This window comes from Pedobacter sp. AC379 (assembly GCF_979258145.1).
Genome location: NZ_OZ409839.1, coordinates 3,714,255 through 3,739,887 on the forward strand (window position 1 = coordinate 3,714,255; position 25,633 = coordinate 3,739,887).

Below are 25,633 nucleotides of genomic sequence, written 5' to 3' on the forward strand. Positions count from 1 at the left end.
ATATTGCATCATAGACACTACTTTCGTAACAAATATTTAACTATGAACAACGCAGGTCAGAAAATATTAATTGTTGATGATGAACCAGATATTCTGGAGCTTATTGAATATAACCTTAAAAAAGAGGGTTATCAGGTTTTCACAGCAACCAATGGCCAGGAAGGAATTACAGTTGCGAAAAAGGTACATCCGGATTTAATTATACTGGATATTATGATGCCTAAAATGGATGGGATAGAGGCTTGCCGCTTAATGCGTGCAATACCCGAGTTCAAAAATACATTTATGGTATTCTTAACCGCCAGAAGTGAGGAATACTCTGAAATTGCAGGTTTTAACGTTGGTGCTGATGACTACATTGCAAAGCCGATAAAACCACGTGCACTTGTTAGCCGAATCAATGCAATTTTGAGGAGAAACACCGGAACGGAAGAAATATCTGAAAACAAATTAGAGATTGGCGATTTAGTGATCGACCGTGAAGCTTATTTGGTTTTTCAAGGTGGAAATAAAGTGGTCTTGGCTAAAAAAGAATTTGAGCTTTTATACTTACTGGCTTCGAAACCTGGAAAAGTTTACACCCGTGAATCCATTCTTAAAAACATCTGGGAAGACTCGGTAGTAGTAACCAACAGAACTATTGATGTACATATCCGTAAATTAAGAGAAAAATTAGGTGAAACTTATGTATCAACCGTAAAAGGAGTAGGTTATAAGTTTGAGCTATCTTAAATAATTTTTCATTACCAATAAACACAGATTAACACAGATCTTTTCTGGTGATTAATCTGTGTTTTTTTTGCTTTCGTTAATTAGATTCTGAAACAAATTTAGGAGTATGATACCGGTAACAAATTTGTCCAGCTGAATTCATTTTACTGACTTTCTCAAGCAAGGCCCTGAAATAAATTCAGTGTGACGACCAGCTTAAAAAAATAAAATCGTATTTTTGCGCTTCATTAATTACAGCACAGTTTGAAGTTTCCAAATTTTAAAGATCTTATTCTTTTCGAAGACAACGATTTCATAGTTATCAATAAACCTCCTTTTTTAGCCTCACTTGATGAGCGTGGCGGATCTGGAGAAACCAATGTATTACGCCTTGCTAAACAGTATAGCGATGATGCACAGGTTTGTCACCGTTTAGATAAAGAAACATCAGGAGCTTTAATTGTTGCAAAAAACCCAGAAGGTTACCGCCACGCTTCCATGCAGTTTGAAAGGAGAAAGGTAAATAAAACCTATCATGCCGTCGTTGATGGACATGTAATTTTTGATCAGCTTACGGTTGATTTACCAATCTTAAACGATGGAAATAAAAATGTAACCATCGATCGGGCTGAAGGCAAGAGGGCCGAAACCATTTTTGATTCGTTAAAATACTACAAACATTATACTTTGGTAGAGTGTAGACCAATAACTGGCCGGATGCACCAAATCCGCATCCACCTGGCCACACAAAGGGCTGCTATTGTGGGTGATGACATGTATAAAGGGAAACCCGTTTTTCTTTCTTCAATTAAGAGGGGCTATAAATTAGCCAAAGGCGAAGAGGAGCAACCCATCATGAAACGTTTTGCCTTACATGCCAGACACCTGGTTTTTAAGGGATTAAATGATCAGGATATTGTAATTGATGCACCATACCCAAAAGATTTTGCTACACTAATAAAGCTGTTAGATAAATTTGATGCATAAAACAAGCCTTTAAATTGGCTCTTTTCGTTGTTTTTGTTACTTTTGGCTTATTCGCTATCTATTAAAAAACAATAGAATGTACATTAGATTTGTAAATTACCTTGATCAGATTAACCTATACCGAAAATCTAAAATATCAAACCGTAATTTCTTAATTATCTTAGCTGTAATTGTTGGGATTTTAGCTGGCCTCGCAGCCGCCGCATTAAAAAGTTTAACCCATCATATCGAAGAATTTCTTCAATCAGATTGGCACTGGAAATATAAATACTACCTGTATTTTATTTTTCCGATGATCGGTATTTTCTTAACCGTACTTTACATTAAATATTTTATTCGCAAATCAAAGTTCGAAACGGGTTTAACACCTTTGCTTTATGCAATTTCAAAAAAATCGAGCAAGGTAGAAGCACACAATATTTATTCGCAGATTATTACCGCAGCCATAACAGTAGGCTTTGGTGGCTCAACAGGCTTGGAAGCTCCAATTGTTACCAGCGGGTCGGCAATTGGTTCTAATTTAGCACGTTTATTGGGGTTATCTTACCGGGAAATTACCATGTTGGTGGCCTGTGGTGCTGCTGCAGGTATAGCAGGGGCTTTTAATAGTCCTGTTGCGGGAATTGTTTTTGCTATTGAAATTCTATTGCCTGAATTTACCATCCCTGCATTTATTCCTTTATTGCTTTCAGCAGCAACCGCAGCTGTGGTGGCAAGGTTATTTTATACTCAACAACTTTTCTTTTTGGTTACAGAAGGGTGGAAGGTAAATGCATTATTTTATTATGTAATACTCGCTTGTTTTATTGGCTTATTCTCTATCTATTTTACAAAAGCCAATTACGCTGTTAAAGGGTTATTTTATAAAATTAAACATCCTTATACCAAAGTTGTGGTGGGCGGTTTAATGCTTGGGGCATTGGTATTCCTCTTTCCAACGCTATATGGCGAAGGCTACATTACCATTAAAGGTTTATTAAAGGGTGATTATCAAACGGTTATAAACAACAGTATCTTTGCTGATTACAATAACATCCCGGCATTGGTTGTGTTATTTACGGTGGTAACCATTTTTATGAAATCGATAGCCACCCTGGTAACTTTAGGTGCAGGGGGTAATGGTGGTACGTTTGCACCAAGTTTAATTATGGGCGGCTTAATCGGATTTATTTTCGCTTATATTGTTAATTTATCGGGCCTGGCACAATTAAATGTCTCTAACTTTATCGTTGCTGGTATGGCGGCTGCATTAGGCTCAATTATGCATGCGCCTTTAACGGGCATTTTTCTTATTGCAGAAATTACGGGTGGCTATATATTAATGGTTCCATTAATGATTACCACAGCAATTTCTTATGCGATTAACCGCAGCTCGCAAAAACATTCTATTTATACTAAAGCATTGGCAGATAAGGGCGAGCTCTTATCACACGAGGATAAAGATACTACAGTTTTGAACCAAATGAAATTAAGGTATCTGATTGAGAAAAGTTATCCTCAGTTACAGATGAACGATTTGATTTCGATTAAGATGAATGAAATTCTGCAGTCGCATAAAAACATTTGTGCAGTAACTGATGAGTTGGGCGACTTTAAAGGTGTAATTTATATCGAAGAGTTATTTAACGAGATGATTAACCACCCTGATAAAGCGCATTTAATGGCTTCGCAATTGGTTCAGCCGGCACCAAATACCATTAATGAAAATGATGACCTGAAAATGGTTCTTGAAAAAATGGAACAAAATAATGTTTGGATTTTGCCAGTGTTAAATGTGCAAAACCAATATTTAGGTTTTGTATCTAAAACAGCAATTTTTAACAAATACCGCGCATTGCTGATGAGACAGAATGATTACATGGGCTAATTGTGATCCATAAATAGAGGAGAAATGTCATTAATAAAAGAAGTCAAGTTTTAAAAACTTGACTTCTTTACTGTAGTTCTATTCCAATCTTTTTAAGCTCAATTTTTCAATTTGCTATATAAATGAATTATTTAAATATTCGTTTCATCTAATATTTATAAAAGAAGTCAAGTTTTAAAAACTTGACTTCTTTGCTGTAGTTCAATTCCAATCTTTTTAAGCTCAATTTTTCAATTTGCTATATAGATGAATTATTTAAATATTTATTTCATCTAATCTTTAAAAAAAAGAAGTCAAGTTTTAAAAACTTGACTTCTTTGCTATAGTTCTATTCCAATCTTTTTAAGCCAAACTTTTCGATTTTGCTATATAGATGAATTATTTAAATAGTTATTCCATCTAATCATTATAAAAGAAGTCAAGTTTTAAAAACTTGACTTCTTTGCTGTAGTTCTGTTCCAATCTTATTATATTCTTACTCAGCTCTTTTTAAGCCAAATTTTTCAATTTTGCTGTATAAATGACTTCTTTGAATATCAATTTCATCAGCAGTTTTTGATACGTTCCAGTTATTTTTTTCCAATTTAAATTTTATAAACTCACGTTCAGCGTGATCTTTATAATCCTGGAAGTTATTAAATGAATCGAAAGAAGAAGCTAGGGCTGAACCGCCCGCACCTGCAATTTGAGCACTGCTTGCCGCGCCAATATTTGTTCCACCGCCTGGGTTGGCAAATGCCCGAACATCGTTTTCTGTAATTACTTTATCACTCAAAATAATTAAACGCTCAATCATGTTGTGCAACTCACGTACATTACCTGTCCATGGTAAAGCCTGCAAAGCTGCCATACCACCTTCGTTTATCTTTTTAACAGGCATACCGTAATCACTGCAAATGCTTTCTAAAAAGTTTTGTGCAATAACAGGAATATCATCGGTACGTTCTGTTAAATGTGGCACATGGATATTAATTACATTCAACCTGTGGTACAAATCCATACGGAAATTACCATCTTCGATTTCTTTTAACAGATCTTTATTGGTTGCCGCTAAAACACGTACGTTAACTTCTATTTCCTTTTCGCCACCAACACGCGAAATTTTGTGTTCCTGCAAAGCACGCAAAACCTTTGCCTGTGCAGATAGGCTCATGTCACCAATCTCATCTAAAAATAATGTACCACCGTTGGCCAGTTCAAATTTACCGATACGCTGCTTTACAGCAGAGGTAAATGAACCTTTTTCGTGGCCAAATAATTCACTTTCAATTAATTCTGAAGGAATAGCAGCACAATTTACTTCAATTAGAGGACTATCAGCACGGTTGGATTTTTCGTGTAGCCAACGTGCAACCAGTTCTTTACCACTACCATTTGCCCCGGTAATTAATACCCTGGCTTCGGTTGGTGCAACACGTTCAATAGTTTCTTTAATTTTAGAAATACTATCCGATTCACCTAATATTTCGCGGGTTTTACTCGCTTTGCGTTTTAATACTTTGGTTTCGGTAACTAAGTTTCCACGGTCTAAACCATTACGAACAGTAATTAATAAACGGTTTAAATCTGGTGGTTTGGAAATAAAATCAAAAGCTCCTTTTTTACTGGCCTCAATGGCAGTTTCTACTGTTCCATGCCCGGATATCATAATAAAAGGGAGATCGGGTTTAATGATCTGTGCCTGCTCGAGCACTTCCATACCGTCCATTTTATTCATCTTGATATCGCAAAGTACCAGATCGAAATTCCCTTTTTTAATCATTTCGAGTCCATCGATACCGTTATCAGTATCTTCAACATCGTAATTTTCGTACTCCAAAATTTCGCGTAAGGTACTCCTTATCGCACGCTCATCGTCAATTATTAATAATTTAGCCATTAGAGATGTATTCTATATTTCAGATGCGAATATATTATTTTTTAATTAATGTATAGTTTTTTATACAATTATAGGCTATAAACCCTAAAACACCTTAAAGGTTTTAATAAGTGTAATCCATTTTGAATTTAGTTAAATCAGGTTTAAACTTTTTATTTCTTTTTAATTCAAGATCATAAATTGTTCGTCCTAAATTCTTCATAAACGGAAAGCACACGGTATCATATTCGTACTTATTATCGTTATAAATACCGTCTTCATTACTTTGAACCACGGCTGTAAGGAAATATTCAATTCCGTTTTTAAAATCGACGAAGTAAGCATTATCTATAATGAAACCGTAACTGTCGCCATATTTATTAAAAATTCTAATATCAGCATCAGGTTTAACCTGCGCTCTTCCGTAATACAGCATTTTAGCATAAGTTGGCCAAAATTCTTTAGCATCATATTTAGGGAAATCGCTTTCTGTTGGATATTTACTCATATAAGTATAAATGAGTTTATAATCTTCTGCGGTAAGTTTAAATCTTTCTTTAGTTGGAAAAGCTTCCGGAAAAATCAATTTTTGCATTAATTTTTGCTGGTCGTTAATGGCGAAAGCATTTTTGCCTGCTAAACTAAAAGGTTTATTAACCAGTTTATCTGTACTGTCCAGGTAACCCGTACCCATAACCAAATTATTTAGTTTAAGTTCATATTCTTTAGGGTCGTATTGCGCAGGCTGATTGTACACCAATTGCTGCCCGTTATAAAATTTAATTGGGTTGGTATGCTTAGCCGATTCTCCTGCATCGCCAATGGCCAAACGGTTAAGAATACGGCTATCGTTAAATCCATTTGCTTTGAGTTTTTCGTTAATTTCGGCACGGCCAATAAATTCGAATAACCGGTTAAAGGCATCATTATCACTGGTAAGCAAAATCTTTTTAATATAATGCGCTATTGAGGGAAGTTTGTTTTTCGCACTCGTATCTGCTAAAACCTTTGTTTGATTTTTATAGCCGCTATCCGTAATCATTGTACTGTTAAGCGTTAGTCCTGTACTTTTCAATCGGTTCACTTTTTCTAAAGCGAAAATTACAGCGGCGAGTTTAACGGTACTGGCGGGATAAAAGTAATGGTGCGGATTTAAATTGTAGCTAAAGGTTTTAAACGTAGCAGTATTCTTTACATCGCGGTTAATCTGGGTATATAATACCTGGATCTGGTTATGATCTGGATGTTGAAGAATGGCAGAAAATAGTTCTGGTTTGCTTTCCATTAACTTTTTCAGAAAAACGGTATCGGTTTTTTGTGCCATAGTGTTCAAGCTGAATAACGAAAATATTAGGGTTAAAATCCTGCTCATGTATGTAAATTTTGATTCCTAATTTAGGTTTTTCTGTTAATAGCACCATTTTCCATCATGCATTTTACATTATAACCCGTTCTAATTGACGATAACTTGGATGTTGTATATCTTACCCTATTTTCAATATTCATCGCAATTAAACAACAAAATTTCTGCTATCCGCTCTTTTTACTACATTTGCGCTGCTTTTGGTTTCCGGCCTTACAACCGGAATTAAAAGGGAATACAGTGTAAATCTGTAACTGTCCCGCAGCTGTAAGCTCCTTAACGGATTTCCAATCAATTTGCCACTGTTCTGATACCTCGGGATGGGAAGGCAGGAAAGCCGGGAGTAAGTCAGAAGACCTGCCTTAGCAATATATTTCATAGCTTTCGGGGATTGAAGCTAAGGAGTGAGGTACTTACGGTTTTCGTATTTTCATTTCTTTTCCATCTGTTGGCTGTGGGTTAAACTCACAATCAAAATGACACAAAAACATTCTGCCTATGCGGGCACAATGCTGTTTTTTCTATGTTCTTCCATTTTATGGACAGGATTTTTATGGCCTTTAAATACCTGGGCACAAACTGACAGTACAAAAAAAGCAACCCAGCTGAAAGAGGTTCAGATCAGGGAGTACCGATTAACGGAGCAAAGCAAATCGCCAACACCGCTTCAGATCTTATCATCCGAAGATCTGAAAAGAATTAACAGTTTATCCGTTGCTGATGCTATCCGTTACTTTTCGGGTGTACAATTAAAAGATTATGGTGGCATAGGTGGTTTGAAAACAGTAAATGTACGAAGCTTGGGCACTAACCATACCGCAGTTTTTTTAGATGGCATTCAGATTGGCAACGCCCAAAACGGACAGGTAGATTTGGGGAAATTCTCACTCAGTAATCTCGATGAAATTGCCTTATATAGCGGACAAAAGCCAGAATTGCTTATTCCGGCTAAGGGATATGCTTCTGCAAGTAGCATTTATTTAAAAACCAAAGCACCTGATTTTGAAGAAAACCAGCGCAAACAGGTTGAGCTAACTTTAAAAAGCGGTTCGTTTGGATTGATCAATCCTTCTTTAATTTACCGCTATAAGGTTAGCGAGAATTTAAGTGCAAGTATAAATACTGAATATATCCATGCTGATGGGAAATATAAATTCAGGTACACCAACGGAGTTTTTGATACCACTGCGGTAAGAAATAATGGCGATGTAGAACGTTTTCGGTTACAGGCTGCATTGTTTGGCAAATTTAAAAACGGAAAATGGCATGCGCAAGCGTATTCCTTTTTATCAGATAGGGGATTACCCGGTGCAATTGTATCCAATAGGTTTGAGTTTACGCAAAGAATATGGGACCGCGATTTCTTTATCCAGGGGAGTATGGAGAAAAAACTATCCGATGGATTCAGTATTCTTATAAATGGAAAATATGGTTACGTTTATCAGCGTTATTTAGACCCGGATTATGTAACCACCACTGGCTTTTTAGATAACCGATTTAAAGAGCAGGAAGCTTACTTATCTTTTTCGGGGAAATATAAAATCAATTCGGTTTGGGAAGCAGCTTATGCAGCTGATTATAGCTATCAAACTTTAGATGCCAATATTTACCGTTTTCCTTATCCAAACAGGAATACCTTTTTAAATGTGTTAAGCTCATCACTAACGTTAAAAAAGCTCACTATCCAGGCAAATGTATTGAGCACCACTGTAATTGAGAAGGTAAAATTATATTCTTCGGCGGGTAATAAGCAAGTTTTCAGTCCAACAGTTATGCTTTCGTGGAAGTTGTTAAATAATCAAGACATCAGAATAAGGGCATTTTATAAAGACATTTTCCGGATGCCTACTTTTAACGACTTGTTTTATACTTTCATTGGCAATACGCTTTTAAATCCTGAATACACCAAACAATATGATGTTGGCATAACATATTTTAAAAATTTTAATGATAAGCGAATAAAATTTATCGATTTCCAAACTGATGTTTACTACAACCGGATAAAAGATAAAATTGTGGCACAGCCGGGTGCAAACCTGTACCGCTGGATAATGTACAATATAGGTTTGGTAAACATCCATGGTTTGGAAATTAATGCCAAAACCGCATTTGAGCCTTGTACTGCATTACTGGTTAATATAGGGCTAAATTATACATATCAAAAGGCGGTTGATGTGACTTCAAAACAGGAGGAAACTTATCGAGATCAGATTCCTTACATCCCAAAAAACAGTGGTTCATTTTTAGCCCGGATAGATTACCATAACTGGCACGCCAACTACGGTTTTATCTATACCGGCTTCCGTTACAATCAAAAAGCGAACAACATTTATAATTATATGGAACCCTGGTACACGCATGATGCGGCCATTGGTTATGAATTTAAGCTGAAAAACGGAAGTATAAATATCAACGGAGAAGTAAATAACCTGCTAAACCAATATTACGACCTTATTCCAAATTTCCCTATGCCAGGTAGAAATTACAGGCTAACGTTAAATTATAAACTATGAAGCATTTAAAATTTACGATAAACATATTGTTTTTGGTGGTTTTGGCCTCCTGTAGAAAAGACCCCAAGCCTTTGCCTTCAGAAATTAGCAGGTTAGAACCAGATCCAACTTCTGCTGTGAAAGGGTTTTACCTGGTTAACGAAGGTAATATGAACATGAATAAGGCCTCGTTGGATTATATGGACCTGGTTAATGGCATTTATACCCGTAATCTATACAATCAGGTCAACCCAGAGGTTACCAAAGGTTTGGGAGATGTAGGTAATGATATTGGCCGTTATGGTAGCAAGCTTTACGTAGTGGTTAACGTATCAAATAAGGTTGAAGTGTTGAATGTAAAAACAGGAAAGAAAATCGGACAGATCAACATCACCAATTGCCGCTATATCACATTCAATAGAGGGAAAGCTTATATATGTGCTTATTTAGGCAAAGTAGGCGATCCGAAGGCACCTAATGGAATTGTGGCCGAGATAGACACTGCGGCACTTAGCATAAACCGTACAGTTGAGGTTGGCCGACAGCCAGAAGAAATGGCCATTATCGGCAGTAAATTATATGTAGCAAATTCAGGTGGTTATAGTCCGCCCGATTATGAGCATACCCTGTCAGTGATTGATCTGCCCAGTTTTAAAGAAATCAAGCGCATCGAGGTTGCTATAAATCTGCATCGCGTTAAAGCTGATCGTTATGGTGATTTGTATGTGACTTCACGTGGAGATTATTATAGCATCCCATCAAAGCTTTTTGTAATTGATACCCAAACCGACCAAATTAAAAAGGTATTCAATATTGCCGCTGGTAACCTGGTTATTGATGATGATTACGCTTATATCTACAGCACAGAATGGAACTATATAGCGGGTAAAAACAAAATTAGCTACAACATGATCAACGTAAAGGACGAAACAATAATGGATCGCAAATTTATTACGGATGGTACTGAAAAGGACATTAAAATCCCTTACGGAATTGCGGTTAACCCTACCAGTAAAGATGTATATGTAACCGACGCTAAAGATTATGTTACCCCCGGAAAATTACACTGTTACAGCTCAGAAGGTCGCTTAAAATGGTCGGTTACTACTGGCGATATCCCAGCCCACATTGCATTTATAAATTAAATATATACCATGAAGAATTTTTTAAAAACCTAATTAACTGAATATGAATACAAAATTTACAATAATCTTAACACTTTTATCAGCTGTGTTATTTTCCTGTAAAAAGGAAAGCGCGGTAGAAAAAGATAACGGAGGCGATAAACCCGTTGCTAATCAATCTCCTTATTTAAGTAAAATATACGAATTTAAACAAGCTCCAGGGCAGTTTACAAATGATCTGGTTAAAACCGACATCTTAATTGGTAGTGCTGGCAATGGTCTTATTTCACTTGGTGGTTATGGGGGTTTTATCGTATTTGGTTTTGATCATAGCGTAACCAATTCAGCTGGAGCCGATCTGGGCATTTACGGTAATCCATTAATTGGAGTGGATATGGAATTTTCTGAACCAGGCATTGTGTCTGTAATGCAGGATGTAAACAAAAATGGAATTCCGGATGATGTTTGGTATGAACTTGCGGGAAGTGAATACAATGCCCCAACCACCCTCAAAAATTATAAAATTACCTATTATAAACCTGCGAAATTAATAGATGATATCCGTTGGGCAGATAATCAGGGTAAGGAGGGATTTATATTGAAAAACCAGTTCCATACGCAAGATTATTTCCCTTCATGGGCTACTAAAAACGAAATTTCTTTCACCGGAACTTTACTTAAAAACACATTAAATCCCGGAGATATCATAACCAATAAACCTTTTGCTTTTGGCTATTCAGATAACGGATCGAGCGAGTACATTACTTTGCAGGAATCATTAGGAAGGGGATATAACACCTTTGATATTGATTGGGCGGTAGATAATGCAGGTAAAAAAGTAAGCCTTAGCTCAGTCGATTTTGTAAAGGTATACACTGCACAAAATAATAATGGGAATCCTTTTAGCCCTGATAATGACAATGAACGGTCGCGCTATTTGGGAGAAATCTCAACAGAATTTGGTGGGGCAGTTGATCTTAAAATTTTAAAAAAATAAATAACACAATATATTATAATGAAACAATTAAACTTTAAACAGCTTCTGATCGGGGCATTAATTTTAACCACAGGTTTATACGCTTGTAAAAAGGACACTGTAGAAAACATACAAATAGATCCGGTTGCAGGTAAATACGACAATGGCTTTTTTGTAATTGGGGAAGGATCTTACGGACAAAACGCAGGCGCAGTAAGCTTTTACCGTTACGGTGATGATACCCTTAACATTAGGGCATACGAGAAGGAAAACCCGGGTAAGCTGTTATCAAATGCAGCCAAAACGAGTACATTGCAGTTTGCATCGGTAATAAACGGAAGCATTTATTTAATGTGCAAGGTGAATGGCCCAATTGTAAAAATAAACGAATACACTTTAAAAGAAGAGGCCAGATATGTACAGGAAGCCAGTAACTGGAGAAGCATTATAAAGGTTGATGGAAACAGGGGATTGGTAAGTGCCAATGATGGTGTTTACCAGATTGATTTAAATACATTGGCAGTACAAAATAAACTGACTTCTGTTGGTGCTGTAAATACCGGTGATATGTGGAAAAAAGGCGATTATGTGTATCTTTTACAGAGCAATGGTGCAAAAATTGTATCCGCTAATAATTATTCACTGGTAAAAAGTTTCTCTAATATTAACCGTGGGTTTGCACAAACACCAAATGGCAAAGTTTGGGCTTCTACAGGTAGCAGGTTAATCGCTATAGATAATAACCTTGATACTACAGGAGTGGCTTTACCAGTGTCTATAGGAACCTTTGGGCTGGATGCACCAACACGCATTACCGCTTCAACAAAAGAAAATGCGGTTTTCTACCATTCAGGAAAGGCTATTTATAAATACGTTGATGGTGATAAAACATCGTTATCGCAACCGTTTATCAATATTACTGAAGATCCTTTTATGGTTTACGGAGCGATCCGTTACGATAGAAATAAAGATTATATCGTAATTAATGGAATCCAAAATTATGGCGCAGCCGCTACCGTAAACTACTTACTGATTTACAATGCCTCTACAGGTGCGTTGGTAAAAAGAATTAAATATGGTGGTGATGGCGTTACTACCGATTTTACAAAGATATTTTTTAATGATTTGGCTATCTTCCACTAAAAAATTATAATGCCTCAATCTTAAAGGTCTGCAAAATCATCATTGCAGGCCTTTTTTATGATGCTGGATTTTAATACTGCAAGCCCTCCTATATAAACCCGATAGTAGCGGCAGCTTCCGATTTTTTTCATCGGAGCTACAGTATCCTAAGAGATTTAAATGCCAACAAAGCTAGTCCATGTTTTTTACGCTTTGCTCTATACTTTTTTTACTACATTTGCGCTGCTTTTGGTTTCCGGCATTACACCCGGAATTAAAAGGGAATACAGTGTAAATCTGTAACTGTCCCGCAGCTGTAAGCTCTATAACGTTTTTCAATCTATAAGTCACTGTTTCGGTATCCGTTACGGGAAGACAGAAAACCGGGAGTAAGTCAGAAGACCTGCCTTTAGCGTTTAATTTCATAGCTTTCGGGGATTGAAGCTAGGATTGAGGTACTTAACGTTTTTCGTATTTTCATTTCCTTTTCTAATCTGTTGGCTGTGGGCAAAACCACAATCAAATGAACAAACAAACAATGCTAACTGTAGCCGGTTTAGGCTTTGCACAGTTAATGATTAGCCAGGTGGCTAATGCGCAAACTCAAGATAGTTTGCAACTTAAAGATGTTGTAATTTCTGCAACTAAAAACGATCAGAAACAATCTCAAACAGGTAAAGTTGTTACCATTATCAGTCGCGAGGTATTGGAACGCAGCAATGGTAAATCATTGCCGGAACTAATTAGCGAACAAGCCGGAATTATTGTTGCGGGTGCAAGCAGCAATCCAGGTTTAAACAAATCAGTATTTTTCAGGGGTGCAGGAAGTGCTTATGCTGTAGTGTTAATTGATGGTATTGTACAAAACGATCCATCAGGCAACGGAGGCGCTTTCGATTTAAGGTTGATTTCCATCGATCAGATTGACCATATCGAAATTTTAAGAGGTGGCCAATCTACCATTTATGGTTCTGATGCTGTTGCAGGTGTAATCAATATCATTACAAAAAAAGCTGGTCCGAAAGGAAATACCATTTACGGCGTAGCCAGTGCTGGCAGTTACGAAACTTATAAAGGAACAATTGGTTTAAACGGTGGTGTTGACGGATTTACTTATAACATCAACTATACCCACGCAAAAACAGATGGAATTTCTGAAGCGGCAACACCTGCAACAAGTAATGCTGCATTTGATAAAGACGGTTTTAAAACCGATGCCTTAAACGCAAATTTTGGAATTAAATTAGATAACCATTTTTCCGTAAATCCTTTTGTACGTTATTATTATGGCGATTATAAGTTTGATGGTGGTGCATTTACCGATGCAAACAACTATTCTATCCTTAAAAACTTTGCCGCAGGTACAAATGCAAAGTACAAATTTGCTACAGGTAAAGTAACATTAAATTATAGTTTTGAGAGTACAAGAAACGATGCACATAGTCAGTTTTCGAGCCTTAATGAGGGAAGGGTATCATTGCTGGATTTATTTTATAACCAAAAAATAAACAATAAACTCGATTTATTAGTAGGGATTGATAATCGCGTGATGAAATTATCATCAGCAGCAAACAAGCCCGAAACTAATATTTTTGCCGCATACGGATCATTATTTTTACATGATTTAAGTGTTTTTAATCTTGAAATTGGCGGACGTTACAATAAACACAAACAATATGGCGAAAACTATACCTACTCAATTACCCCAAGCATTAATATTATTAAAGAGATAAAATTATTCGGAACAGTTTCAACTGCATTTAAAGTGCCTACACTAAATATGCTTTTTGGTCAGTTTGGAGCCAACCTTGATTTAAAGCCGGAGAAATCACAAAATTACGAGGCAGGAGTTAACTTTAGTTTTGCTGATGATCAGTTTAGCTTGCGCCTGGCAGGTTACAAACGCGATTTAACGGATGCAATTCTTTATGCTTTTCCAAATGGATACATCAATCAGGTGAGTCAGAAAACCAAAGGTTTTGAAGTAGAACCAGCAACTAAATTTAGTGTATTTACAATTAACGGTTATTACGCATATGTAGAAGGTAATGAGTTTAACTTTGTAGATAATGCTGTTGCCAACTATCTTTTCCGCAGACCAAAGCATACTTTTGGTATCACTGCAGGGGCACAAGCCACCAGCAACTTATTTGTGAGTGCCAACTTCCGTTATTTTGGTAAACGTAAAGATGGAAATTTTGTAACCTATACCGTTGATGATTTAGCGGGTTACAAGCTATTTAATGCTTACGCAGAATATGCATTGGCTAAAAAACGAGTGAAGTTATTTTTTGATGCGAAGAACATTCTTAACGAAAAATATAACGAAATTATTGGCTACAATAGTTTAGGTTTCAACTTTAATACCGGTGTAATTTTTAATATACACTAATAAGAATTAACTTTGCACTATAAATATTAACCAAAATAAAATGTCTCATTTAAAATTTAATCCACGCACCTTAATTTTGCTGTTGATGATATTGGCCATAACGGCATTCCGTTTATTGGTAACATTCAATTCAGATGAATTAAAATTTGCTAATTTCTCATCAATAGGAGCTGTAGCTTTATTTGGAGGAGCCTATTTTAAAGATAATTTAAAAGCATTTGCCTTTCCTTTATTAAGCTTATTCTTAAGTGATTTTATTTTATCGGCCACTATATTCAGCAAATACAGCAGTGGTTTTCTTTATGAAGGCTGGTATTGGACTTATCTTGCCTTTGCCTTAATGGTGTTGGTAGGTAGAACAATGTTAAAAAATGTTACTGTTGTAAATCTGCTGGCCTCAACCCTGGTTATTGTTTTTATCCACTGGATTGTAAGCGATATCGGTGTTTGGTATAACAATCCTGCATACACGCAAGATGTAGCTGGTTTTTGGGCATGTTTGGTAAAGGCAATTCCTTTCGAAATCAGATTCCTTGAAGGAACAGTTATTTATGGCGCATTGCTTTTCGGTGCTTTTGAAGTGCTAAAGGCAAAGTACCCGGTATTGAAATTACAAACACAAGAATTGTAGAAATATTCAATATTTGGTATAACTAAATATTAAAAAACAACATAGAAATCCTCTTTTGATTCGATTCAAAAGAGGATTTTTTTTAACTTAGAACTTTCGTCGCGCTCTTCTGAACAATCCGGATCAGCATTTTATAAAGACTATAGGTTTCTGATCCTGATGTTAAACAAAAACAGGATAACGCAAAAAAAATATTGATATGAAAGTTGTTTCCTTCTTACCGGCCGCTACAAAAATGATCTACGATATGGGTCTGCAGGAATATTTGCATGGCGTAACATTCGAATGCCCTAAAGAGGCTGCAGATCAGCCAAAGGTAGTACGTTGCATACTCGAAGGTAAAAACTATTCGAGTATCGAGATCGATCGGATATTTTCAGCTTCAAAAGCACAGGGTAAAAGCTTGTATTGGGTTGATGACGAATTACTGGAAAGCATTGCACCTGATGTGGTATTTACACAGGATATCTGCGAGGTATGTAATATTGATACCGTTTGTACAGAAACTGCAGTGATGAAGCTCAGTAAGCAGCCTACACTGGTACCATTATCACCTAACAACCTAAAAGATGTTTTCGAATGTGCCATAACCATTGCCAAAGCACTGGGGAAAGAAGAAGTAGCATTAAAATACCTTGCAGGCCTACAAACTAAAACCGATTACATATTAGACCAGCTTAGGGCCAACCGCGCACCTTTAAAAAGAATTATGCTGATGGAGTGGATTGAACCGATTTATAATTGCGGCCACTGGATTCCATTTCAGATTGCTGCAGCCGGTGGGGTAGATATGCTTTCCAATCCCGCAGGAGACTCTATCGTTACCCAATGGGATAAAGTAGTAAGATACAACCCGGAAGTTTTGGTAATTGCCCCTTGCGGTTTCGATCAGATCAGGAGTTTGGAAGAAGTGCAATTGTTGACTTCGAAAGCTGGCTGGGATAATCTTGAAGCTGTAAAAAACAAGCAGGTATACATTGCCGATTTTGATATGTTTACTCAACCGAGCATAGGTACATTGGTAGAAGGTATTGAAGCACTTGCATGCATGTTTCACCCCGAAATTTTTAAGGCGGACAAACACCTATCCAAAAAATTCATCAATTACAATCAATCAGTTAAAACACTAAAAATAGTGTAACCATATAAATTACAGCAATCACATTTATGAAATTAGTTGTTTTAACAGGAGCAGGGATCAGTGCCGAAAGTGGGTTAAAAACTTTTAGGGATGCTGATGGCCTTTGGGAAGGTTATAATGTATACGATGTGGCTACGCCAGAAGCCTGGGAAAGAAACCCAATACTCGTTCAGCAGTTTTATAATGAAAGAAGGAGTCAGGTTTTAGCGGCAATACCCAATCATGCACATTATCTGCTGGCTGAACTGGAAAAAGATTTTGATGTTGAAATTATTACTCAAAATATTGATGATTTGCACGAAAGGGCAGGTTCAACCAAAGTTACCCACCTTCATGGTGTAATTACCAAATCGCAATCCGATATCAAATCTGAATTAGTATATCCCATTGAGGGAGCTGAAATTAAAATGGGCGAACTGTGCGAACTTGGTTCGCAGCTAAGGCCCCATGTAGTTTGGTTTGGCGAAGCCGTTCCAATGATCGAAGTAGCAGCCAAACTTTGCAAACAGGCCGATATATTTGTAATTATAGGTACTTCATTGGCCGTTTATCCGGCAGCAGGCCTGATAGATTTTGTACCTTCTGTTATAGATAAATACATCATTGATCCGAAAACACCAGATGTAAAACGTTATAAAAACGTAATTAATATCGAAAAAAACGCAGTAGAAGGCGTTGCAGAACTAAAAGATATCTTATCAGATGCCAGGTAAAAAGATTTGCATTTTTAACTGGAGCGGAGGTAAAGACAGTACTTTGGCACTTCATTATGCCCTGCAAGATCCAACTATAGAAATCCGTTACCTCATTACAACGGTTACCGAAAAATACAACAGGGTTTCCATGCACGGTGTTAGAGAAGCCCTGCTGATTAAACAGGCTGAAAGCATAGGTATTCCGTTGTACCAGATCCGCTTGGGCGAAATGCCTGATATGGAAACCTATGATAGTACAATGAAGCATCACCTCACAAGGTTTAAAGAAGAAGGCATTACGCATTCCATTTTTGGTGATATTTTTCTGGAAGATTTACGTACATACCGTGAAAATAAATTGGCAGAAATAGGAATGACCGCAATTCTCCCTTTGTGGCAAAAAGATACCAAACAATTAATTGTAGAATTCTTAAACCTGAGCTATAAAACCATCATTGTTTGCACCCAGCAAAATCTCGAAAACTTTTGTGGAAAAGTAATCAGCCTAGATTTAATTAATCAATTGCCCGCCGAAATTGACCCCTGCGGAGAAAACGGAGAATTTCATACTTTTGCCTTTGAGGGACCAATTTTCAGGAATAAAATCGATTTTACAATAGGTGAGAAGGTATTTAGGACTTATAATACACCAGCAAAAAAAGAAGAAAATGAAGATTCACCATGCTCAACCACAGCACTTTCTGGCTTTTGGTATATCGACCTTGAGGAATAATTTTCCATTTCCAAAACATTTTGGCATCATTTTTTCTTTAGTACAAGTAATTAACTAAATCACACATCCAATTGAAACCTGTTTAGCGAGGTTAGGTAGCTGAACAAGTGTCATTTAAAAAATTAAAAGTTATGAAAAAGATATTGGTAGTAATCGCATTAAGTTCTTCAGTTTTATTTGCTTGTAACAACAAGGCAAAAGAAGAAGCTGCATTAAAGCAACAACAGGCCGAAAAGGAATTAGCAGTTAAAGCAGTAAAAGACAGTTTAAGGTTAGATAGCTTTAAAAAAGCAGAAGTAGCTAAAGTAGAACAAGAAAAAGAAGCTAAGCATCAGGCAGAATTAGCAGCAGCAAGAAGAGCAGGTGCAAATTCATCAAGATCTTATGCAAGTTCAGGTGGTAGCTCAAGTGCTGCATATGGTGGTACACAACCAACAGCTAAGAAAAAAGGATGGAGCGATGCAGCTAAAGGTGCTGTAATTGGTGGTGTTGGTGGTGCAGTTGGTGGTGCATTAATTGATAAGAAAAAAGGTAGAGGTGCTATTATAGGTGGATTAGTTGGAGCTGGTGGCGGTTATTTAATCGGTAGAGGTGAAGACAGAAAATCTGGTAGGGTACAACCTAAAAACTAATCTTTTTTAAAAGATATTAAAAGTCCTGATTTACATCAGGACTTTTTTTATGCCCAATAAAAAATGATTGATATATTTAAAGAAAAAAAAAGCATGACAGAAATCCCTACCATTGATAAAGGTCAGATCCAACACTTCGTAATGTTCTGGCTAAAACCTCAACTCACTAAAACTGAAATTGCAGATTTCGCCCATTTCTTCGAAAGTTTGAAACCAATTAAATACATTAAAACCATAAGTTACGGCTTGGCAGCCAATACACCTGTACGCCCGGTTACCGATAACTCATTTACCTATTCACTTACCATAACCTTTGCCAATATTGCAGATCATAATGCCTATCAGGAAGATAAAACACATTTAGACGCTGTAGAGAAGTTCTCTAAAAACTGGTATAGAGTGGTGGTGCACGATACTGTGCTTTCTTAATCTTTTAACCACAGATGCGCACAGATAAACACAGATTTATTTATGCGCATTTTTTGTATTATATAATTGACTTACAGATTTGTAAAACCATCAATAAATCCGTCATTTCAACCATAGATGAGAAATCTTTAAACTAAACTCAATTACCATTAAGAATAATATAATATCGACAAATCCGTCATTTCGACCGTAGCGGAGAAATCTTTAACTATACTAAAACTATTTATTCTAAATCACTATTTGAGAAAATTTTATTTCGATCGAATCGTCATTTAACCGTAGCGGAGAAATCATTTAATTGGCCTAAAATCTTTCAAAATTAGGTTGAAGACTGAAATACAAATAAAACTTACCATTCAAGTCCAAAATCCTCTAAACTTCCCATTTATTTGGCAAAAATGCATTAGAAAATTATATTCTGTTAGATAAAATAATGATCATTATATCAATCAGTTAAATTCGTTCAATTAAACAAATTTAGACCTTACAAGTCAAATATTAACATAGAATAAGGCTAAAAGTCAGAATTTAATTCTGATACAACACAAAAGACGCTATAAATCAATAACTTACACGCTAATCCATTAGTATTGATGCCTGTTATACGCAGCAGTAAAATCAGCGCGCATGAGTTTAAACTTAGACACTACTGTTTGTATAAACGCTTCGTCAATAATTTCGAAAACATCATTAACGCCCCCTCCACTCAAGTCTAGTTCGGCCAGTTTATAACTTTGCTCAAAAGTACCCTGCTCAAACTTGATGATGAATTTCTGGTTCATTGAAAAAATGGTAATCTTACATTCCGGGTGTGGAAGCTCCGCTACTACTCTCATTGTATTATGATTTAATTTTTTTTATATATCGATAGAAACCCCGTTTAATGTTCCCCAGCTATCTATAATAGCAAAACGGGCAAACAGTTCTTCTTTGTACCATTGGCGTTCCCTGGTGAGTTTAATCACATCCGAGTGATCAAATGATTTATAAGCATAATTTTTCATGCTATCTGCATCTGTCCAGATGGAAAATGTAGCCTGATCAAAAAATGGGTTTTCACCAATTCCGGCAGAGAGCACAAATCCCGGAGCATTTCTCATCGCATTTGCTGCACGTTTTATGTTTTGCCTAAACTCTTTTAACTTATTAAATTTAATGGCAGCACGGGTAATCACTGCTATTTTACCCTGATGTTGGCTTTTATTTTTTGAAATAATAAATGGCTGTTTACCTGACCATAAGCCGTGACTAGCTAAAGGATCTAATAACATTGTAAAATGCTCTATTCCAAAAAACCTGAACCACTTCACTACAAAAGAATTACGGTAAAAATGATCGCAATCGGCTCTATTGTCCCAGGTAGTGAGTACCGCCCAATGTTTATAATCTGGCGCAAGATCAACCTGGGCATCTTTTCCACTCCCCATTAATTTCCAAAATCTACATGTTTTTGTCAGCCATAAAGGCAACCTTAAAACAGCCATGCCGATAAATGCAAAAGGAATGGTTAAGCGATGAAATTTCGTGATGGTTAGGGCTACAATCATTAATTGAATTGATAAGGCTCAAAACTAATAATTTTAAAAATAGATTGTCGTTCAAATTTTCGTCATTAAATCACCTTTAAGCATGCATTTTGCAAATCATGATTAACTTTGACTTAAACGCATTAAATATGGCAGAAGATTTAACCATTACCCGGAACACATCAAAAGAAGAACAATACCAGTCCATCATCCCTCAAATTGAAGCACTGCTGTATGGCGAAACAGATTTTATTGCAAACCTGGCAAATGTTGCTGCTGCGCTAAAAGAACAATTTAATTGGTTTTGGGTAGGCTTTTACCTGGTAAAACATGATGAACTCGTATTGGGTCCGTTTCAAGGTCCGGTGGCCTGTACACGCATTAAAAAAGGAAAAGGTGTATGCGGAACTTCGTGGGCGCAGGCAGCAACCATTATTGTGCCTGATGTTGATGCGTTTCCTGGACATATTGCTTGTGCATCTGCTTCGAAATCAGAAATTGTTTTGCCACTCATTGTAAATGGCGAAGTTATTGGCGTTTTAGATGTGGATAGTGAAGTACTAAATAAATTCAATGATACGGATAGAGCTTATTTAGAGCAAGTTATGTCAATTATATTAAACAGATAGTTAATATTATTTTGAAGTTAAACCCTGAATATTACCACAATGAAGATGTTGTTGGCTTGGCCAAAGATCTGCTCGGAAAGGTTTTGTACACTAAAATAGATAATGAAATAACTGCCGGAATTATTGTAGAAACCGAAGCTTATTTTGGAATACAAGATAAAGCATCTCATGCTTATGGTGGCCGACGCACAAACCGCACTGAAACCATGTACAGCAAGGGCGGAATTGCTTATGTATACCTTTGCTATGGCATGCACAACCTTTTCAACATTGTAAGTTCAAAGGAAAATGATCCCCATGCAGTACTTATTAGAGGAATTGAACCTTTAATTGGCATAGCTATTATTGAGGAAAGAAGGAATATGCCGTACACAAAAGGTGCTATTTCTGCCGGGCCCGGCTCAGCTGCAAAAGCATTGGGAATTGACAGGACATTTAACACAAAAGACCTTAATGGGGATGAGATCTGGATAGAAGACCATTCCATAAATTATAAAGAAGAAGATATCGTTGCAAGCCCACGCGTTGGAATTGCATATGCCAAAGAACACGCTTTGCTGCCATGGCGGTTTTATGTTAAAGGTAATAAATATGTAAGTAAACCAAATAAGGCTTAATTTACAGAAACATTTTTGCACACTTCCTGTTGTCTTTATAAAACTAAAATAAAGATGAAAAACGAGAAAAACATAGCAATCCTTAAAGAAATGGCCGAAAGTGTGAGAACATGTATGTTTACCACATTTTCTTCATCAGATGAATTGGGTAGCAGACCAATGGGAACTGCAAAAATTGAAGACGATGGCAGTTTGTGGTTTTACACGAACGAATATTCGCCTAAATCAAAAGAAATTTCAAAAGAAAATAACGTGCTGTTGGCTTACAGCGATCCATCGAATAATACATACCTTACTGTTAAAGGAAAAGCTGAGCTAGTTGATGATCAGGTTAGGAAAGAAGCATATTTCTCTCCATTTGTTAAGGCATGGTTTCCTGATGGAGTTGAAGACCCAAGGTTAATCCTGATAAAAGTTACACCAGAAGAGGCCGAATACTGGGATGCTTCATCTTCAAAAATTGTGGTATTATTCAGTATATTAAAAGCAGTTGTTACCGGCGATACGCCAGATTTAGGCAAACACGATACAATTAAATTTTAATAATCATTAAATAAATAGAAAAGCAGGATTGGAAACAATGCCTGCTTTTTTTGTAGTTTTGAGCCAATGAATTTCGAAAATAACTTATCATTCGCGCAAACACTTGATGAAGCTGATCAGCTCCGTCATTTCAGGTCTCAATTTATATTTCCAAAGCATAATAATAAAGATTTTATTTACCTGTGTGGCAATTCTTTAGGGCTACAACCTAAAGTTGCAGCTGATGTCTTAAAAGGGCAGCTTGATAACTGGGCCAACTATGCCGTAGAAGGCTGGTTTGATGGAAATGAGCCATGGATGTTCTACCATAAGGAATTAAAAAAATTAATGGCACCTATTGTGGGTGCATTACCGGCTGAAGTTTGCCCAATGAATACCTTAACGGTTAATCTTCACCTGTTGATGGTAAGCTTTTATCAACCAAAAGGAAAACGTTTTAAAATTATTATGGAGGGGGGCGCGTTCCCTTCAGATCAGTATGCGATAGAAAGCCAGGTGAGATTTCATGGTTTCGACCCAAAAGAAGCGATTATAGAGGTTTTCCCTAAGGAAGGCGAAGAAATACTCCATACTGATGACATTTTAGCTAAAATCAAAGAAAATGCCGATGATATAGCTCTTGTGCTATTTGGCGGAATAAATTATTATACGGGCCAGTGGTACGACATGAAAACCATTACCAAAGCCGGCCATGAAATAGGTGCCATTGTGGGGTGGGATTTAGCACATGCGGCTGGAAATGTACCTGTGAAATTGCACGATTGGGATGTAGATTTTGCATGCTGGTGTTCGTACAAATACCAAAATTCAGGTCCGGGGGGCATAAGTGGTATCTTTGTTCATGAAAAGCATTTTAACAATAACAATTTAAATCGCTTTGCAGGATGGTGGGGCTACCAGGAGAACAAACGCTTTAAGATGGAAAAAGGCTTTATTCCTGAACCTGGGGCAGATGGTTGGCAAGTGAGCTGCACGCAGGTAATGCCCATGGCTTTATACCATGCCTCACTTCAACTCTTTGAACAAGCTGGATTTATTGAGCCTTTAAGGATCAAAAGTATAACTTTAACCAAATACCTTGAATTCATTATTAATAAAGTAAATAAAATATTAGGAGTTGCGCAATATAAAATTATTACCCCTAAAACACCAGAAGATCGGGGTGCTCAACTTTCAATTATCGCACAGCAAGAAGGTAAACTGATTTTCGATGGCCTGATGGCAAATCATGTACTTGGCGACTGGCGCGAACCAAATGTAATCCGATTAAGTGCCGTGCCTTTATATAATTCATTTGAAGATGTTTTTCTGGCAGGCCAAGCACTGTTGAAAGTCAGTTTAGATATTTTGAAAATAAAAATTTAAAAAATGATCAACTACAACCCTAAAGACTGGAGTACATTCATTTTTCATATTCACAAAAGCGATACGTTCAGAAAACTATGGCCATTGATGCTTGCTGTAGCTATTTTTTCGGGATTGGTTGCTTTTGCCGAATTGAGTTTTTTCCAACTTTCCAAAAGCAGCTATGTAACCAATGTTGGAATGATGCATAGTTTATTGGGCTTCGTGTTGTCATTGCTACTGGTTTTTAGAACAAATACAGCTTACGACAGATGGTGGGAAGGTAGAAAGTTGCTCGGATCTTTAACCAATGTAAGCCGTAACCTTGCAATGAAGATTAAGGCACTTAAATTAACAGATGAGGATGTTAAATTTTTCGAATATGGTATTCCTAAATATGCTTTCGGTTTAAAAGAGCACCTGCGTGGAAAAGTATATTTCGGAAAAAACAGTCTTTTAATCGAAGTTGAAGAAGGAAAACATATCCCAAACCAAATTGCCGGAAGCCTGATTAACAGACTATATGGTTTATTGGAAAAGGGTGCAATTTCACAAGAACAATTCATCGTGCTATCAAGCGATTTTAACCAGTTTACGGATATTTGCGGTGCTTGTGAACGGATTAAAAATACACCAATTCCATTTTCGTACAGTGCTTTCATCAAAAAATTTATTTTCATTTATGTGGTTACGCTACCATTTGGATGGGTATACAGTTTAGGCTATTTCGTTATACCAATTGTTCCCTTTATTCTCTATGTATTAGCAAGTTTGGAGCTGATAGCTGAAGAAATAGAAAACCCATTCGGCTACGATGCAAACGATCTTCCAGTGGATCAGATCTGCACGAATATTGAAAAACATGTAGGGGAGATTTTGGGCTGATGATTAAAATTGCCTGGCATCCGTTATATGCACATCCGCTACCTGAAGGCCATCGTTTCCCAATGTTGAAATACGAATTGATACCTGAACAGCTTTTGCATGAAGGTACGATAGATGAGCACAATTTATTCAGCTCTGAGCCAGTTACGGAAGATATCATTCTATTGACGCATCAAAAAGCCTATTGGGAGCAGTTAAGAGACTTGACACTTTCAGCAAAAGATCAAAGAAGGATCGGTTTCCCTCTTAATGCGCAATTATTGGAACGGGAATTAAGGATTACACAAGGTACAATTGATGCTGCACATTATGCATTAAACAATGGAATTGCCTTTAATGTGGCAGGAGGTACGCATCATGCGGGTAGCGATTGGGGCGAAGGCTTCTGCATGTTAAATGATCAGGCAATAGCAGCTAACTATTTATTAAATAATGGTTTATCAAATCGGATCTTAATCATAGATTTAGATGTACATCAGGGAAATGGAACAGCAGAAATTTTTCAATCAGAGCCTAAAGTATTTACTTTTTCGATGCATGGAGATAAAAATTTTCCTTTTAGGAAAGAAATTTCCAGTCTCGACGTTGCTTTAAACGATGGTGTGCAGGATGATGAATACCTTGCCATTTTAAAAGTAAACCTCAAAAAGGCCTTTGAACGTGCCAAACCAGATTTTGTGTTTTATTTATCAGGAGTGGATGTTCTTTCTACAGATAAGTTGGGTAAGCTCGCATTAAGCAAGGCTGCCTGTAAAGAACGTGATAGGTTAGTTTTACAAGCATGTAAGGATAAAAATTTGCCGGTTGAGGTAAGTATGGGCGGTGGTTATTCTACAGAAATTAAGGATATTGTAGATGCACATTGCAACACCTATCGCCTGGCTTTTGATTTATTTACTTAGGCAATGACGCAAAAACCATAATATCCTTATCTTC

At 36.8% G+C, this 25,633-nt stretch carries 24 protein-coding genes and 2 riboswitches; of the genes, 20 read left to right on the plus strand and 4 right to left on the minus strand.

Annotation, left to right across the window (positions count from 1 at the left end):
- Positions 1-42 precede the first annotated feature (42 nt).
- The 3 genes from ACZZZW_RS16190 (at position 43) to ACZZZW_RS16200 (ending at position 3,565) form a co-directional block, all read left to right on the plus strand.
- The gene (locus tag ACZZZW_RS16190; protein WP_055913791.1) at positions 43-732 is read left to right on the plus strand and encodes a response regulator transcription factor; all 690 of its coding nucleotides are present in this window, start codon (positions 43-45) and stop codon (positions 730-732) included.
- A gap of 243 nt (positions 733-975) precedes the next feature.
- Positions 976-1,698: an RluA family pseudouridine synthase gene (locus ACZZZW_RS16195; RefSeq protein WP_463494930.1), complete on the plus strand. Its 723-nt coding sequence runs from the start codon at positions 976-978 to the stop codon at positions 1,696-1,698.
- A gap of 76 nt (positions 1,699-1,774) precedes the next feature.
- Positions 1,775-3,565, plus strand: coding sequence for a chloride channel protein (locus ACZZZW_RS16200; RefSeq protein WP_463494932.1), 1,791 nt, complete (start codon positions 1,775-1,777; stop codon positions 3,563-3,565).
- A 475-nt stretch (positions 3,566-4,040) separates the two neighbouring features.
- Here ACZZZW_RS16200 and ACZZZW_RS16205 read toward each other — a convergent pair whose 3' ends face one another.
- Positions 4,041-5,444, minus strand: coding sequence for a sigma-54-dependent transcriptional regulator (locus ACZZZW_RS16205; RefSeq protein WP_055913782.1), 1,404 nt, complete (start codon positions 5,442-5,444; stop codon positions 4,041-4,043).
- A 103-nt stretch (positions 5,445-5,547) separates the two neighbouring features.
- Entirely contained in the window at positions 5,548-6,747 is a 1,200-nt protein-coding gene (locus ACZZZW_RS16210; RefSeq protein ID WP_463494934.1) for a serine hydrolase, read from the minus strand.
- Between the two features lie 223 nt (positions 6,748-6,970).
- Positions 6,971-7,165: riboswitch (cobalamin riboswitch) on the plus strand.
- 97 nt (positions 7,166-7,262) lie between these two features.
- On the opposite strand from ACZZZW_RS16210, the gene ACZZZW_RS16215 reads away from it, so the two are divergent.
- The 11 genes from ACZZZW_RS16215 (at position 7,263) to ACZZZW_RS16265 (ending at position 19,153) form a co-directional block, all read left to right on the plus strand.
- Positions 7,263-9,299, plus strand: coding sequence for a TonB-dependent receptor (locus ACZZZW_RS16215; RefSeq protein ID WP_463494936.1), 2,037 nt, complete (start codon positions 7,263-7,265; stop codon positions 9,297-9,299).
- Complete coding sequence (locus ACZZZW_RS16220) at positions 9,296-10,423, plus strand: YncE family protein (protein ID WP_463494938.1); 1,128 nt, start codon at positions 9,296-9,298, stop codon at positions 10,421-10,423. The genes ACZZZW_RS16215 and ACZZZW_RS16220 overlap by 4 nt, the downstream gene beginning before the upstream one ends.
- A 43-nt stretch (positions 10,424-10,466) precedes the next feature.
- Positions 10,467-11,399 carry a PKD domain-containing protein gene (locus tag ACZZZW_RS16225; protein WP_463494940.1) on the plus strand — a complete coding sequence of 311 codons (933 nt, stop codon included), beginning with the start codon at positions 10,467-10,469 and terminating at the stop codon, positions 11,397-11,399.
- Between the two features lie 18 nt (positions 11,400-11,417).
- Positions 11,418-12,521 (plus strand): DUF5074 domain-containing protein, encoded by a 1,104-nt coding sequence (locus ACZZZW_RS16230; RefSeq protein WP_463494942.1) that lies wholly within the window; start codon positions 11,418-11,420, stop codon positions 12,519-12,521.
- Between the two features lie 212 nt (positions 12,522-12,733).
- Positions 12,734-12,925: riboswitch (cobalamin riboswitch) on the plus strand.
- A 98-nt stretch (positions 12,926-13,023) separates the two neighbouring features.
- Positions 13,024-14,892 carry a TonB-dependent receptor plug domain-containing protein gene (locus tag ACZZZW_RS16235; protein WP_463494944.1) on the plus strand — a complete coding sequence of 623 codons (1,869 nt, stop codon included), beginning with the start codon at positions 13,024-13,026 and terminating at the stop codon, positions 14,890-14,892.
- A 40-nt stretch (positions 14,893-14,932) separates the two neighbouring features.
- Positions 14,933-15,523, plus strand: coding sequence for a DUF6580 family putative transport protein (locus ACZZZW_RS16240; RefSeq protein ID WP_055913755.1), 591 nt, complete (start codon positions 14,933-14,935; stop codon positions 15,521-15,523).
- A 199-nt stretch (positions 15,524-15,722) separates the two neighbouring features.
- A complete protein-coding gene (locus tag ACZZZW_RS16245; RefSeq protein WP_463494946.1) occupies positions 15,723-16,664 on the plus strand; it encodes an ABC transporter substrate-binding protein in 942 nt (313 codons plus the stop codon).
- A 26-nt stretch (positions 16,665-16,690) separates the two neighbouring features.
- Positions 16,691-17,377: an SIR2 family NAD-dependent protein deacylase gene (locus ACZZZW_RS16250; RefSeq protein ID WP_463494948.1), complete on the plus strand. Its 687-nt coding sequence runs from the start codon at positions 16,691-16,693 to the stop codon at positions 17,375-17,377.
- Positions 17,367-18,092, plus strand: coding sequence for a Dph6-related ATP pyrophosphatase (locus tag ACZZZW_RS16255; RefSeq protein WP_463494950.1), 726 nt, complete (start codon positions 17,367-17,369; stop codon positions 18,090-18,092). Before ACZZZW_RS16250 ends, ACZZZW_RS16255 begins: the two co-directional genes overlap by 11 nt.
- A 131-nt stretch (positions 18,093-18,223) precedes the next feature.
- A complete protein-coding gene (locus tag ACZZZW_RS16260) occupies positions 18,224-18,724 on the plus strand; it encodes a YMGG-like glycine zipper-containing protein (protein ID WP_055913742.1) in 501 nt (166 codons plus the stop codon).
- A 63-nt stretch (positions 18,725-18,787) separates the two neighbouring features.
- Positions 18,788-19,153, plus strand: coding sequence for a Dabb family protein (locus tag ACZZZW_RS16265; RefSeq protein WP_463494952.1), 366 nt, complete (start codon positions 18,788-18,790; stop codon positions 19,151-19,153).
- A gap of 584 nt (positions 19,154-19,737) precedes the next feature.
- On the opposite strand, the gene ACZZZW_RS16270 is transcribed toward ACZZZW_RS16265, so the two are convergent.
- Both ACZZZW_RS16270 and ACZZZW_RS16275 read right to left on the minus strand, forming a co-directional pair.
- Positions 19,738-19,989 carry a hypothetical protein gene (locus ACZZZW_RS16270; protein ID WP_463494953.1) on the minus strand — a complete coding sequence of 84 codons (252 nt, stop codon included), beginning with the start codon at positions 19,987-19,989 and terminating at the stop codon, positions 19,738-19,740.
- 21 nt (positions 19,990-20,010) lie between these two features.
- Positions 20,011-20,700, minus strand: coding sequence for a DUF3291 domain-containing protein (locus ACZZZW_RS16275; protein WP_463494955.1), 690 nt, complete (start codon positions 20,698-20,700; stop codon positions 20,011-20,013).
- Between the two features lie 128 nt (positions 20,701-20,828).
- On the opposite strand from ACZZZW_RS16275, the gene ACZZZW_RS16280 reads away from it, so the two are divergent.
- The 6 genes from ACZZZW_RS16280 (at position 20,829) to ACZZZW_RS16305 (ending at position 25,599) form a co-directional block, all read left to right on the plus strand.
- The gene (locus ACZZZW_RS16280) at positions 20,829-21,308 is read left to right on the plus strand and encodes a GAF domain-containing protein (protein WP_463494956.1); all 480 of its coding nucleotides are present in this window, start codon (positions 20,829-20,831) and stop codon (positions 21,306-21,308) included.
- 11 nt (positions 21,309-21,319) lie between these two features.
- The gene (locus ACZZZW_RS16285; RefSeq protein WP_463494958.1) at positions 21,320-21,925 is read left to right on the plus strand and encodes a DNA-3-methyladenine glycosylase; all 606 of its coding nucleotides are present in this window, start codon (positions 21,320-21,322) and stop codon (positions 21,923-21,925) included.
- A gap of 54 nt (positions 21,926-21,979) precedes the next feature.
- Positions 21,980-22,468, plus strand: a complete 489-nt coding sequence (locus ACZZZW_RS16290; RefSeq protein WP_463494960.1) for a pyridoxamine 5'-phosphate oxidase family protein — start codon at positions 21,980-21,982, stop codon at positions 22,466-22,468.
- 66 nt (positions 22,469-22,534) lie between these two features.
- The gene (gene kynU, locus ACZZZW_RS16295) at positions 22,535-23,833 is read left to right on the plus strand and encodes a kynureninase (protein WP_463494962.1); all 1,299 of its coding nucleotides are present in this window, start codon (positions 22,535-22,537) and stop codon (positions 23,831-23,833) included.
- Positions 23,834-23,836: 3 nt separating this feature from the next.
- Complete coding sequence (locus tag ACZZZW_RS16300; protein ID WP_463494964.1) at positions 23,837-24,697, plus strand: bestrophin family protein; 861 nt, start codon at positions 23,837-23,839, stop codon at positions 24,695-24,697.
- Positions 24,697-25,599, plus strand: a complete 903-nt coding sequence (locus ACZZZW_RS16305) for a histone deacetylase family protein (RefSeq protein ID WP_463494966.1) — start codon at positions 24,697-24,699, stop codon at positions 25,597-25,599. Before ACZZZW_RS16300 ends, ACZZZW_RS16305 begins: the two co-directional genes overlap by 1 nt.
- Positions 25,600-25,633: the final 34 nt, after the last annotated feature.